General features: G+C 66.4%; 12 protein-coding genes and 1 pseudogene. All 13 read right to left on the minus strand.

Going from position 1 to position 13,762, the window contains the following annotated elements:
• Positions 1-14: 14 nt before the first annotated feature.
• Entirely contained in the window at positions 15-2,009 is a 1,995-nt protein-coding gene (acs, locus tag MK181_00475) for an acetate--CoA ligase (GenBank protein MCH2418270.1), read from the minus strand.
• A gap of 76 nt (positions 2,010-2,085) precedes the next feature.
• Positions 2,086-3,123, minus strand: a complete 1,038-nt coding sequence (locus tag MK181_00480) for an SAM-dependent methyltransferase (protein ID MCH2418271.1) — start codon at positions 3,121-3,123, stop codon at positions 2,086-2,088.
• Positions 3,124-3,139: 16 nt separating this feature from the next.
• Entirely contained in the window at positions 3,140-4,648 is a 1,509-nt protein-coding gene (locus MK181_00485; protein ID MCH2418272.1) for an NADH-quinone oxidoreductase subunit N, read from the minus strand.
• A gap of 3 nt (positions 4,649-4,651) precedes the next feature.
• A complete protein-coding gene (locus MK181_00490) occupies positions 4,652-6,283 on the minus strand; it encodes an NADH-quinone oxidoreductase subunit M (GenBank protein ID MCH2418273.1) in 1,632 nt (543 codons plus the stop codon).
• 11 nt (positions 6,284-6,294) lie between these two features.
• Positions 6,295-8,544: an NADH-quinone oxidoreductase subunit L gene (locus tag MK181_00495; GenBank protein MCH2418274.1), complete on the minus strand. Its 2,250-nt coding sequence runs from the start codon at positions 8,542-8,544 to the stop codon at positions 6,295-6,297.
• 4 nt (positions 8,545-8,548) lie between these two features.
• Entirely contained in the window at positions 8,549-8,848 is a 300-nt protein-coding gene (gene nuoK / locus MK181_00500) for an NADH-quinone oxidoreductase subunit NuoK (GenBank protein MCH2418275.1), read from the minus strand.
• A gap of 1 nt (position 8,849) precedes the next feature.
• Positions 8,850-9,395 carry an NADH-quinone oxidoreductase subunit J gene (locus MK181_00505; GenBank protein ID MCH2418276.1) on the minus strand — a complete coding sequence of 182 codons (546 nt, stop codon included), beginning with the start codon at positions 9,393-9,395 and terminating at the stop codon, positions 8,850-8,852.
• On the minus strand, positions 9,392-9,901 hold the full coding sequence (locus tag MK181_00510) for an NADH-quinone oxidoreductase subunit I (protein MCH2418277.1): 510 nt from the start codon (positions 9,899-9,901) through the stop codon (positions 9,392-9,394). Before MK181_00510 ends, MK181_00505 begins: the two co-directional genes overlap by 4 nt.
• On the minus strand, positions 9,901-10,941 hold the full coding sequence (gene nuoH / locus MK181_00515; protein MCH2418278.1) for an NADH-quinone oxidoreductase subunit NuoH: 1,041 nt from the start codon (positions 10,939-10,941) through the stop codon (positions 9,901-9,903). Before nuoH ends, MK181_00510 begins: the two co-directional genes overlap by 1 nt.
• The gene (locus MK181_00520; GenBank protein MCH2418279.1) at positions 10,938-12,110 is read right to left on the minus strand and encodes an NADH-quinone oxidoreductase subunit D 1; all 1,173 of its coding nucleotides are present in this window, start codon (positions 12,108-12,110) and stop codon (positions 10,938-10,940) included. The genes nuoH and MK181_00520 overlap by 4 nt, the downstream gene beginning before the upstream one ends.
• Positions 12,107-12,817, minus strand: a complete 711-nt coding sequence (locus MK181_00525) for an NADH-quinone oxidoreductase subunit C (protein ID MCH2418280.1) — start codon at positions 12,815-12,817, stop codon at positions 12,107-12,109. Before MK181_00525 ends, MK181_00520 begins: the two co-directional genes overlap by 4 nt.
• Positions 12,795-13,238 (minus strand): annotated as a pseudogene (locus MK181_00530) (NADH-quinone oxidoreductase subunit B). The gene MK181_00525 and the pseudogene MK181_00530 overlap by 23 nt, the downstream one beginning before the upstream one ends.
• Before the next feature lie 84 nt (positions 13,239-13,322).
• Positions 13,323-13,688 carry an NADH-quinone oxidoreductase subunit A gene (locus MK181_00535; GenBank protein ID MCH2418281.1) on the minus strand — a complete coding sequence of 122 codons (366 nt, stop codon included), beginning with the start codon at positions 13,686-13,688 and terminating at the stop codon, positions 13,323-13,325.
• Positions 13,689-13,762: the final 74 nt, after the last annotated feature.

Here is a 13,762-nt window from a genome sequence, read left to right on the forward strand (position 1 = left end):
ACGGCTTCCGTGGCTCAGTCCTCCTGTGGGGACTCGGCGGCCCGGATTCGGATCTCGTCGACCACACCCGAGTCGGCCAGAGTCGTCGTGTCACCCAGGTCTCGTCCCTCGGCCACGTCGCGCAGCAGCCGGCGCATGATCTTCCCGCTCCGGGTCTTGGGCAGGTCGGGTACCAAGACCACGGCCTTGGGTCGGGCGATGGGTCCCAGCTTGGTGGCCACGTGGGCCCGGACCTCCTCGCCCAGCTCGGTCGACGCCTCATGGGTCCCCCTCAGGATGACGTAGCCCACGATGGCCTGACCGGTGGTGTCGTCGGTGGCCCCCACCACGGCCGCCTCGGCCACCGCTGGGTGGTCAACGAGGGCCGACTCCACTTCGGTGGTCGAAATGCGGTGGCCGGACACGTTCATCACGTCGTCCACCCGACCTAGGAGCCACAGGTAGCCGTCCTCGTCCAGTTTGGCGCCGTCACCGGCGAAGTACCGGCCCTCGAACCGTGACCAGTAGGTCTCGGTGTAACGCTCCGGGTCACCCCAGATGCCCCGCAGCATCGACGGCCACGGCCGGGTGATGGTCAGGTAGCCACCCCCCTGGGCCACCGGGTGGCCTGCGTCGTCGACCAGCTCGGCGAACACCCCGGGAATGGGTTGGCAGGCGGAGCCCGGCTTGGTGGTCGTGACACCGGGCAGTGGGCTGATCATGTGGCCGCCGGTCTCGGTCTGCCACCAGGTGTCCACGATGGGGCACGACGACCCTCCGATGTGGGTGTGGTACCAAATCCAGGCCTCAGGGTTGATGGGCTCGCCCACCGTACCCAGCACCCGCAGCGAGGACAGGTCGTGGGCCGACGGCTCGGCCGTTCCCCATTTCATGAAGGTCCGGATCGCCGTCGGGGCGGTATACAGCTGGGTAACCCCGTAGCGCTCGATGATGTCCCACAGCCGATCCCGGGGCCATGAGGACCGGTCGCCGGTACGGAACTCGGGAAGCGGGGTGTCCGGAGTGCCCTCGTACATAACCGAGGTACACCCGTTAGCCAGCGGGCCGTAGACGATGTAGCTGTGCCCGGTCACCCAGCCGATGTCGGCCGCGCACCAGTAGACGTCCTCGTCGGCCCGGATGTCGAAAACCGTCCGGTGGGTGTAGGCCACCTGGGTCAGGTAGCCGCCGGTGGTGTGCATGATGCCCTTGGGCTTGGCCGTGGTCCCTGACGTGTACAGCAGGTACAGCAACTGCTCGGAGTCCATAGGTTCGGCCGGACAGTCGCTTGAGGCCCCGGCCATCAGGTCGTGCCACCAGAGGTCGCGGCCCTCGACCATCGTCACCTCGGTGTCGCACCTGTTGACGACCACCACGTGTTCCACCGACGGGGCGCCGGATTCTAGGGCGGCGTCCACGTTGACCTTCAGGGCCGACGGCTCGCCACGGCGGTAGCCGGCATCGGCGGTGATGACCAGCCGGGCCTCGGCGTCCTCGCAGCGATCCACGATGGAATCGGGGGAGAAACCGCCAAAGACCACGCTGTGGGCTACCCCGATACGGGTGCAGGCCAGCATGGCCACCGGTAGCTCGGGGATCATCGGCATGTAGATAGCGACCCGGTCGCCACGCTCTAGGCCCAGCCCATTCAGGACGTTGGCGAACCGGCAGACCTCGTCCAGTAGATCGGCGTAGGTGATCTCCCGGGTGTCGCCCGGCTCCCCCTCCCAGAAGTAGGCAATGCGGTCGCCCAGGCCAGCCTCCACATGCCGGTCCAGGCAGTTGACCGACATGTTCAGCTTCCCTCCGACGAACCACTGGGCGAAAGGGAGGTCCCATTCCAGGGTGGTGTGGAAGTCCTCGTCCCAGGTGAGCAGCTCGCGGGCCTGTCGGGCCCAGAAGGCCTCGTAGTCGGCAGCTGCCTCCTCGTGGTGCGAGGTATCGCTGAGTGCTGCTGCGGCGGTGAACTGCTCGGACGGCGGGAACGTCCGGTCCTCGACGTAGTAGTCCTCGATGGTCGGTTCGCCCATGTCGCCCCCGTGGTTCCCTGCCAGCCTTCCGTGGCTCCGGCCGGGGACCGGACCCTAGTCAGCGACGGTCGTCCGGTCAGCCGCCGCCGGCGGCTGACCACTCCAGGACCGTAAACCCTCCCAGGCCATCGGCATCCAGGAGCGCCTCAGCCTCGGCCACTCGGCTCCGGGCCCGCAGGGCCTCTAGGTCGCCCAGCCCGGCCCGCTCCTTCCAGACCTGCCGCCCTTCGTCTACCAGGTGGTCGATCCCGTGCTCACCGAGGAAGGTCGCCTGGTTGGTGGTCACCGCACCGTCGGGCAACTGGTCGACGGCAATCTCCACGGTCACATCCTGCCCGCCAGGAACCGCGGTGGCCGGCCCGCCCCGTCCGTGGCCGCGATAGGTCCTTAGCCAGTCGGTCCACGGGCGGGAGGCCATCTCCTCGGTGGACGAGGCGTAGTCCACGACCAGCACCGACCCGTCCAACAGCGACGACCGGGCGGTGCTGACCCACCGGGCCGCCCCAGCCTGTACGGGGATCCGGGCACCGTCATCTGGCTCGACGGACACCGGCGGTTCGACAACCGGGCCCCGGGTCTCGACAAACTCTCCTGTCTGATCCACGTCGACTCGAATCTCGTGCCACCGACCGCCTGTGGCTTCCAGCAGACCGAAGGCCAGGTTGTCCAGCAGCTCGTTAGCCAAGACCACACCGGGCACAAGCCCTCGGGTGAAGGCCTCTGCCAGGTCGGCTACTGACCGCACCCTGTCGTCGACCGGTTGTTGGGACCGTAGGGCTGCTGAACGCTCCACCATGACGTATTGGCCGGTGGCCAGGCAGGCCGGCTGGGCGTCTCGGATGCTGCGAGCCAGCGTTCCTACCCCGGCCGCCGCTTCGACCACGGTGAAGTCCGTCGGTCGGCCCATGGCCTCCCACCGGTTGTCTAGCCATCTAGCCACTACGGCACCGAACAGGGGCCCGACTTCGGGCGAGGTCAGGAAGTCTCCCCGACGGCCAGCTGCACCGCCCGAGGCGTAGAAGCCGCCCGCCTCGTCGTACAGACAGGCCTCGACCCACTGGTCGAAGGGCAGCGGTCCCGAGGAGCGGATCCGCTCAGCGAGGCGATCGGCCAACGGCCGGTCGTCGATGTCAGCCTCCGAGGGCCAGCAGGCTGACGTCGGTGAAGCGGGCCACCAACTGGGGCGCCACACCGAAGGCCAGCGTCACCACGCCGCACAGGACGAGAGCCGAGGCCAGCGACGGCGTCACAGGAACCGGGTCCCGGTCGCCGTGCAGCGGGTCGTCGGCCCACATGCGACGGGCCAGGGCGGCGTAGTAGTAGAGGGCGATCACCGAGTTCACGGCACCTACGGCGGCCAGGACGTAGCCCCACGGCTCGCCAGCCGTGGCCAGCACCCGGAACACCTCGAACTTTGCGAACCATCCGCCCAGCGGTGGGATGCCCGCCAGCGAGAACAGGAATGCCGTCATGGCGATGGTCAACCCGGGTGCGAAATGGAAGGCCCCGGCGAACGATGTGACGTCGGCCGAACCGGTCCGTCGAGCCAGCGAGATGATCACGGCGAAGGCACCCAGGTTCATGGCCGTGTAGATGACCAGATAGGTGACGGTGGCCGACAGGGCCTGGTCGCCGTTGGCCAGCCCGTGGCCGGCCACGGCCAGCGGGGCGATCATGAAGCCCGTCTGGGCCACGCCCGAGTAGGCCATGAGGCGCACCACGTTGGTCTGGCGCAAGGCGATCAGGTTGCCGACCGTCATGGACAGGGCGGCCAGGATCCAGATCAACGGTTCCCACACCTCGCTGCGGGAGTAGAAACCCACAAAGACGAGGGCCAGCAGGGCAACAAAGCCTGCCGCCTTGGAGGCCACCGACAGGAAGGCGGTGACCGGGGTGGGCGCCCCTTCGTAGACGTCGGGTGCCCAGGTGTGAAACGGGACGGCCGACACCTTGAAGGCGAAGCCGGCCACCACGAACACGATGCCCATGGTCACGACGGCCGTCGAAGTCCCTGCGGCGGCTACGCCGGCACCTATTTCGGACAGCAGGGTGGAGCCCGTCACGCCATAGAGGAGCGACATGCCGTAGAGCATCACCGCCGAGGCGAACACACCCATCAGGTAGTACTTAAGGCCGGCTTCGGTGGAGTGGAGGTCCCGCTTGCGCCACGCCACCAGCAGGTACGCCGGGATGGACAGCAACTCCAGGGCCACGAAGATGGAGACCAGATCGCGGGCCGAAGCCATCATCACCATGCCCATGACTGAGGCCAGAAGCAGGCCGTAATACTCGTTCTCCCAGTAGTCCCCTTCGGCCACGTAGTTGGTGGACAGTAGGACGACCACGTATCCAGCCAGCAGGAACACGGCCTTCATTACCAGCGAGAAGTCGTCGACCACGTAGGCGCCGCTGAACATCACCCGGTCGGCACCGTCCACGGCCAGAGTCAGCAGGGGAACGGCGGTGGCCAGCAAGCCAAGGCCAGCTAGGCCCGCTGTGTAGGGACGGGCCTTCTCCAGGAACAGGATGTCGACCAGCGTTATCAGGGCCCCCATCGAGAGCAGCACGAGCTCGGGCGCGATGCCGTGCCAGTCGATCGCCGGCCTCTGGAAGGCCAGGATAAGGAGGTCGTGAGCCACGGGCTAGTTCCCGGCCGCGTGCTCGTCGTCGGCTTCGGAACCGTGGTCGTCGAAGCCATAAGCCTCGCCGCATCCCAGGGCCTCGGCTTCCTCGCCCGCCTCCACGGTGAGGCATGGGGTCAACGAAGCGTCCACCGCGCCGTCGGTGACCCGGAAGACCAGGTTGGGGTAGATGCCGATGGCCACGATGAGGGCCAGCAACGGCGCCCAGGAGATCCACTCGTGCTTCGTGGTGTCAGTGATGTGCGGATCGTCGGCGAACTCGCTCGGCGGCGTCCCGAAGGCGGCCCGCTGGAGCAGCCACAGGAGGTAGCCGGCGGCCAGCACGGTGCCCAGGGCGGCCACCACCATGTAGGTGCGGAAGGTCTCCACGGGTACACCGTTTGCTGGGTTGTACGCCGAGAGGATGGCTGGGAACTCGCCCCAGAACCCGGCCAGGCCCGGCAGACCCAGTGACGCCATGGCGCAGAGTCCGAAGATCCAGCCCATGCGGGGGGCCTGCACTAGGAGGCCGCCGAGGCGACTGATCTCCAAGGTGTGGTACCGCTCCTTCACCGAGCCGGCGAGGAAGAAGAGCATGCCGGTAATCAGGCCGTGGGCGACCATGCCCATGATTGCCGCGTTGATCCCGAAGTCGGTCAGCGTGGCGATGCCCAGCATCACGAAGCCCATGTGGGCCACTGACGAGAAGGCGATCAGGCGCTTCATGTCCGTCTGGGCCAAGCAGCCCAGGGCGCCGTAAATGATGCCCACCACGGCCAGCAGGCCGATCCACGGGGCCCAGGCCACCGCCGCCTCGGGCAGGATCGGGATGGCGATCCGGATGAAGCCGTAGGTGCCGAGCTTCAACAGGACGGCAGCCAGGATGACCGAACCGACGGTAGGCGCCTGAGTGTGGGCGTCGGGCAGCCAGGTGTGGAATGGGAACATCGGCACCTTGATCCCGAAGCCCAGGAACATGCCGCCGAAGATCCACAGCTGGGCCGTGCGGGACACGCCGCCGTGGGCCACGGCGTCGGCCAGGCCGGTGAAGGTGAAGGTTTCAGCTCCGGTGAGGAAGAACAGGGCCAGGAAGCTGACCAGCATGAGGGCCGACCCGAACAGGGTGAACAGGAAGAACTTCAGCGAGGCGTAGCGCCGGTCTTCTCCGCCCCACACGGCGATCATGAAGAACATGGGCAGGAGCACGACCTCGAAGAACACGAAGAAGAGCACCAGGTCCTGGGCTACGAAGGTGCCGATCATTCCCGTCTCGAGGATCAGGATCAGGATCAGGAAGGCCTTCGGGTTGGTCGGCTCCGGGAAGTGGTTCCAGCTGTAGACGATGCACGCCGGAACCACCAGCATGGTCAGCAGGATCAGCGGCAGGCTCATGCCGTCGATGCCCACCGAGTAGTGGCTGGAGATGACGTCGATCCAAACCCGGTCGACCGCGAATTGCAGGCGGTCGGTGTGGTCCAGGTCGAACGACAGAAGGAGGAGCACGCCCACGAACGCCACCCACAACGAGGTAACGAGCGCGACCATCTTGTGCCGGTCCTCACGCTCCCGGGGGATGAGCATCATGACCGCTGCCCCCACCAGCGGTGAGAAAGTGGCGAGCGTGATGCCCCAACCGTCGAGCAGGTTTTCCATCTCGGCGTCTCCTAGACGATGACGATGAGTACGCCGGCTAGGACCGTGGCTGCCGCGAACAGGATCGCCGCGTAGCTCTGGACTTTGCCGGAGTTGATCTTGCGAAGTTCCTCACCTGTGGCAGATGAGGCAGAACCCGAGGCGTTGACTGCCCCGTCGACTACCAGCTGGTCGACTTTCTCGTAGACGACAACCCCCGCCTTCACGGCGGTCTCGCCGACCAGGTCGACCGTCCGGTCGATGACCTGCTGGTTGATCCGATAGGCGAAGCGGGCCACCGGCCCCTTCGTCCCGTCGACCACCACCTCGTTGTACAGGTGGTCGAGGTAGTACTTGTTGGCCAGCAGGGTGTGCCCCATGCGGGCCAGCGGGTACTTCGTGGTCGGGCCGTCAGGCAACTCGGTCAGGCTGGTGCCGGCGACCTTTGAGGCCGCCTCGACCTTCACGAAGTAGTACCAACCGGCGGCCGCTATGCCACCCACGACGACCAGGGTGGACACGACAGCTAATGACCAGCTGGGCGTCCCATGGCTGATGGCCGGGAAGTAGCCGGCCACCGGCTCCACAAAGTGGCCGAACCGCTCCTGGAGCGAACCGGGCGCCATCTGGAAGCCCTTGGGCAGGTTCACGAACCCGGCCACCACGGCCAGGCCAGCCAGGATCCACAGCGGCACTGTGATCCGCGGGCCGGACTCGTGCGGTTGGCCGTGGCCCCGGAACTCGCCGAAGAACGTCAGGTAGACGCAGCGCGTCATGTAGGCCGCAGTGAGCGCCGCGGTGAGCATGCCCATGCCCAGCATGAGGGTGTAGGCACCGTTGCCGCCCGTTCCGCCCAGCAGGCCCCAGCCGCCGGTCCCGACCAGGATTTCGTCCTTGGACCAGAAGCCAGCCAGCGGAGGCAGGCCAGCCAGGGCGACGGTGCCGATCATGAACGTCCGGTAGGTGTGGGGCATGTGTTTGCGGAGGCCGCCCATGTCGGACTTCATGTCGAAGCTGTGCACGGCGTGGCTGACCGACCCGGAGCCCAGGAACAGGCAGGCCTTGAAGAAGGCGTGGGTGAACAGGTGGAACATGGCCGCTGTCCAGGCCCCTACACCCAGGGCCATCACCATGTAGCCCAGCTGGGAGATCGTGGAGTAGGCCAGCACCTTCTTGATGTCCCGCTGCACGAAGGCCAGGCAGGCACCCACGATGGTGGTCAGGCCGCCGATGAAGGCCATCAGGTTGATGGAGCTCCCACCGATCTGGAAGCCCTCGAAGAACACCCCGTACATGCGGGCGATCATGAACACGCCGGCCACCACCATGGTCGCTGCGTGAATGAGCGCGGATACGGGTGTCGGACCGGCCATGGCGTCGGGCAGCCAGGTGTGCAGGAAGAACTGGCCCGACTTGGACATGACGGCGGCCATCAGGCAGCACGAGGCGATGAGCAGCGTCGTGTGGGACAGCGCCCCGCTGGAGGCCAGGGCATTGGTCTCGGCGATGGAGAACGAGCCGAAGCGGTCGGGTAGCGCCGAGCCGACAGCAAAGAAAAGGACGGTCACACCGACCAGTAGGCCCATGTCGCCGACCCGGTTCGTCAGGAAGGCCTTGAGCGCCGCGTCGCTGTTGGGCTTCTCCTCCCACCAATGGCCGATGAGGACAAAGGAGCAGACGCCGACCAGTTCCCAGGCACACAGAAGTTGCAGGGTGTTCTCTGACACCACCAGCAGGAGCATCGAGGCGCTGAACAGCGACAGGAAGGCGAAGAAGTGGGTGTACCTGCGGTCCCCGTGTACGTAGTCGGTGGAATACACGTGTACGAGCAGCGACACCAGGGTCACCACCAGGAGCATCATGACCGCCGGGCCGTCGACGAGGGTCCCGATGGTGAACTCGACGCCGTTGGTCTGGAACCAGGTGGCGGTGCGGTGAACGGCCAGCGACGGGTGACCGTGGGCGTCAGCGTGGGCGTCAGCGTGGGCGTCGTGGACGACTACAGCCCGGTGGACCTCCTCGCCGTGGTAGTCGTCCCGGTGGTCGACCCAGGCGGCTCCGGTCACCACGGCCAGCAGGAAGGCGATGCCGAGGGCTGCCACACCCAGCTCCGAGCCGCCACGGGGCATGCGCTTGCCGAAGAACAGGATGCCCACGAAGGACAGAGCGGGCAGCAGCGGGATCAGCCACACATTGCGCAGGAACCAGTTGCCCCCCTCGGTGATCCCGAGGGCTAGGCCACCTCCATCCGTCGAGGCGGCGATGGTGAGGAGTTCGGTCATCGGCTCAGCCCCTCAGCTGGTCGATCTGCGTCAGGTCGATGGACCGACGGTTCCGGTACAGGAGCAGCACCATGGCCAGGCCCACCCCGACTTCGGCGGCCGCCACGGCGATCACGAACAGGGCGAATACCTCACCGCCCACCGTCTCGCGGAAGGCCCCGAAGGCCACCAGGTTGAGGTTCACGGCGTTGAGGATGAGCTCAATGGACATGAGTACCAGGACGCCGTTTCGACGGGCCAGCACGCCGTAGACGCCGATGGCGAACAGGACGGCGGATAGCAGCAGGAACTGGTTCAGCAGCACGTCAGTCCCTCCTCGCCACCACGATGGCCCCGATGAGGGCGGCCAGCAGGAGGACCGACACTGCCTCGAAGGGCACGATGTAGTCGCTGAAGATGCTGTCGGCGAGTTCGGCGGTGGTGCTGGGCCCGGACCGTGACAACTCGGCGTCCTCAAACGACTCGACCAGGGCGGCAGCCATGACGCCAAACACCAGCAGGCCCACTAGGCCCGCCACGAGGCGCCGCTCACCGGTCACGCCGTCGTCCTCGCCGAACGACCCCTTGGTGAGCATGATGCCGAATAGGAACAGCACGACGATGGCCCCGATGTAAACCAGCACCTGGGTCACCCCCACGAACTCGGCGCCCAGCAGGATGAACATGCCGGCTACCCCGGCCAGCACGACGACCAGGTAGAGGGCGGCGTGGACCACGTTGCGGGTCGTCACCATACGGAGGGCGGCGACCACCATGGCGAGGGCCATGACGCCGAAGGCGACGTTCTGGGCTACCAGCACCTCGCCGCTCGACAGGCGGTCCATTCCCTCCAGGGCGGCCAGCACGCTCACCGCGGCACCTTGGCCTTCTTGGCCTCGCTGCCCGTCTCGTATTCCTGGAAGTCCGGGACGGTCTCCATCCACTGGCTGAGCTTTGACTTGTCGTGGAGGAGGTCGGCGATCTTCGGTTCCGAATACTCGAATTCGGGCGACCAGAACAGGGCCTCGAACGGGCAGACATCGACGCAGATGCCGCAGTACATGCACAGGGCGAAGTCGATGTCGAAGCGGTCCAGGGCGTTCTTCTGTCGGGGCTTGCCGCCGGGGCGGCGGGGCGGCGCCTTGTATTTGTGACCCTCGATGTAGATGCACCAGTCCGGGCATTCGCGGGCGCACAGCATGCAGGCTGTGCAGTTCTCCTCGTGGAGGGTGATGACGCCGCGGGCCCGGGGGGTCGGGGTCTCCTTGACCTTCGGGTACTGCACGGTGTGCGAGCCCTTGGTCAGGGTGCGCACCATGGTCCGCATGGTGACGCCGAGACCCTTGAGGAGTCCGGGGAGGCGGGGGACGGAGGGCATCAGAAAACCACCTTTAGGACGCCGGTCACCACGATGTTGATCAACGAGAGCGGGATGAGGACCTTCCAGGCCAGCTGCTGGAGTTGGTCCTCCCGGAAGCGCGGATATGTGAAGCGGAACCAGAAGATGAGGAAGGCCACCAAGATGACCTTGCCCAGCAGGATGGCCGGGCCCAGCACGTTGAACAGGTCGCTGGTCGGGTCCAGGCCGGGCACGTACCAGCCGCCAAGGAAGAGGGTGGCGGCCAGGGCCGAGAAGATGCCCGCCGTGGCGAACTCGGCAATGAAGAACAGCAGGAACCGGAGGCCGCTGTACTCGGTGAGGTAGCCGGTCACCAGTTCCGACTCGGCCACCGGCATGTCGAAGGGGGGCTGGGTCAGCTCTGCCTGCACGGCGATGAGGAAGATGGCGAAGCCCAGGAACTGGGTGAGGATGAACGGATTTCCGATTCCGCCCCATCCGAAGATCTCGCCTGTGGCCTGGGCCATCACGATGTCCTGGACGTTCAGCGTGCCGGCCTGAATGACTACGCCCATAACGGCTAGCACCAGCGGTAGCTCGTAGGCCACCAACTGTCCAGCGGCCCGCAGGGCGCCTAGCAGCGAGTACTTGGACGACGAGGCCCAACCGGCCATGAGGATCCCGATGACCGAGATCGACGACACGGCCAGGGCAAAGAAGATTCCGGTATCAATGTCGATGAACCACGCGTCTGGTCCGGCTGGGATGACCAGAACCAGCAGGAAGGTCGAGATGAGGACTACGAAGGGCGCCGCCATGAACACCCATCGGTCGGCCTTGCGGGGGAGGATGTCCTCCTTCTGGAGGAACTTGCCTACCTCGGCCAGGAGCTGCAAGGAACCGTACGGCCCGGCCTCCATGGGCCCGAGCCGACTCTGCATGAAGCTCATCATCTTGAACAGGAACAGGTAGACCAGCGTCCCGGCGGGCAACAGCACGGCCAGCAGGCCGACCACGGCCCGGATTCCGGTCTGCTGCCACCAGGCCAACTCGACGGCAAGGGTGAGGGCGCCGTTCACCGGTCGATGTCCCCGAGGATGAAGTACAGGCTGGCCAGGATCGAGATGACGTCCGGGACGTAGGTGCCCTCCAACAGCCACGGCGTGATGGAGATGTTGTTGAACGAGGCCGACCGGATCTTCACCCGGTAGGGAACCAGGTCGCCCTTGGAGACTACGTAGTAGCCCATCACACCCAGCGGGTTCTCGGTCTCCACGTAGGCCTCGCCGGCCGGGACCTTGATGATGCGGGGCACCTTGGCCATGACCGGACCGGAGGGCATGCCGTCTAGCAGCTGGTCGACCATGTCGCAGGCCTCGCGGACCTCCTGCAGGCGCACCCAGTAGCGGGCGAACGAGTCGCCGTCCGGATGCGTCCAGACCTTCCAGTCCAGTTGGTCGTGGACCAGGCCGATGCCGCCGTCACGGCGGAGGTCCCAATCCACACCGCTTGCTCGGATGTTGGCCCCCGAAAGCCCGTAGGCCAGACCCACGTCAGCCGGGATGACACCGATTCCCCGGGTCCGGGCCTGGAAGATCTCGTTGCCGGTGACGAGGTCCTCCATCTCATTGCAGAACGTGCGGATGCGGCCCAGCACGCTCTTCGTCTCCTCGGTCCAACCCTTGGGGAGGTCGTCCTTGAGGCCGCCGATGCGGTCGAAGTTGGGGTGGAAGCGGCCGCCGGTGACCGCCTCGATCTGGTTGAGTACGAACTCGCGGTCGCGGAAGGCGAAAAACACCGGGGTGACGGCGCCCAGCTGCACGCCCATGTCCCCCAGGAACAGGACCACGTTGGCGATCCGGGACAGCTCGAACAGGACGGTGCGGATCCACTGGGCCCGCGGCGGTGCCTCGACGTCCATGAGCCGCTCAGCGGCCAGGATGAACGGCACCTCGTTGGCGAAACTGCCCAGCCAGTCGATGCGGTTGACCAGAGTCGTCACCTGCGGGTAGGTACGGACCTCGGCCAACTTCTCGTAGCCGCGGTGCATGTAGCCCATGATCGGCTCGGCCCGTGTCACCCGCTCGCCGTCCAGTTTGACGACGACCCGCAGCGTGCCGTGGGTGGCCGGGTGCTGGGGACCGATGTTGAGCGTCATGCCCTCGGTCTCGATCTCGACGTTGACCCGTGCATCACTGGCCTGGCCGGTGATGTAGGCGAGTTGGCGGGTGTCGTCCACAGCGGTCACGACCCGTCCCCCTCGTCCTCGTCTTCGTCACCGTCATCGCCGGGCATTAGCTCCACGTCGACGATGCCCGGCCAGGGTTTCACCCGTCGGGCCAGCAGCGGATAGTCCTTACGCAAGGGATTCCCCTCGAAGTGGGACGGCAGGTAAAGGTGCACCTGGTTTGGGTGACCCCGAAACGAGATGCCGAACATCTCCCAGGCCTCCCGCTCGTGCCAGTTAGCACCCGGGTACACCGGGACCCAGGAGTCGGCCTCGGGGTAGTCGTCGACCAGGTCGGCCTTGACGGTGATACCGAGGTGGCCCACCGGATCGTGGACCCGGGCCAGCAGTTGGAATCGGGTGCCTCCCCCGGCCAGGCCCCACCCCATCTCGGCGTCCGCTTCGGCGTCGCCGGGCTCCTGGTCGACCTGGGCGTCCATGTCGCGCCCGTAGGGCGAGGGCTGCCAGTCGATTGCCGACAGGAAGTTGAAGTAGGACATGGCGCATCGATCCCGGAGGGTCCGGGCGGCGTCCACCCAGGCTCCTGCGTCGACCCGCGCCCACACGTCGACCCCGGGGGCCACGTGGTGCTCAACTAGACCTTCGCCCAGAGCGTCGCCCAGGGCGGCCACCAAAGCGTCGCGGCGCTCGTCGACCGGGGGGGCCTCTATGGCCTCGTCCCCGTCTGGGACGGGGGTATCGGTGTCAGGAGACGACAATGGGATCACCGGTCCAGCGCTCGGTCATGTCCTCGGTGGCTATGCGCTCCTGGAGCAGCACGATTCCTTCCAGCAGGGCCTCAGGGCGAGGCGGGCAGCCGGGCACGTAGACGTCGACGGGCACGATCTGGTCCACGCCCTTGGTCACCGAGTAACTGTCCCAGTAAGGGCCACCACAGTTCGCACATGAGCCCATGGAGATCACGTACTTGGGCTCTGGCATCTGCTCGTAGAGGCGGCGGACGGACGGTGCCATCTTGTCAGTCACCGTGCCCGACACGACCAGCAGGTCGGCCTGCCGCGGGCTGGCCGGAAACGGGATCACGCCTAGGCGCATGACGTCGTAGCGGGGTGAGGCGAAGGCGGCCCCCATCTCGATGGCGCAGCAGGCCAGGCCCCACTGATAAACCCACAGCGAGTACTTCCGGCTGACGTTGAGCAACTTGGTCAGCGGCTTTGGCAGCTTGCCGCTCTCAACCAGACCCATGGTCGTCCTCCCCGCCTGCCCGGTCGCTCAGATCCACCGCAGCAGGCGCTTGCGCCAGGCGTAGAACAGCCCGAGGGCCAGGATGAAGATGAAGATGGCCATCTCGACCAGTCCGAACACGCCGTAGACCTCGAGGCGGGTGGCCCACGGGAAGATGAAGACGGCCTCCACGTCGAACAGAACGAACATCAGCGCGAACACGTAGTAGCGGATGTTCGACTGGCTCCACAGGTCCCCGTAGGGGTCTACCCCGGACTCGTAGGTGATCGTCTTCTGTGGGGTCTCCCGGGACGGCCGCAGGAGGCTGCCCAGGCCCAGGAACGCCGAAACCAGCAGCACGGCGAGGCCTCCGAACACGACCACCACCAGCCAACTGCGGAGGAATTCGGACACGGGCGAAGAACCTAACGACTCGGTGGGGCGGGCGACGACGGATGGAACGGCCGGGCCAGCGTCCCGGGCAGACT

This window comes from Acidimicrobiales bacterium (assembly GCA_022452035.1).
In the GTDB taxonomy this organism is placed as follows: domain Bacteria; phylum Actinomycetota; class Acidimicrobiia; order Acidimicrobiales; family MedAcidi-G1; genus UBA9410.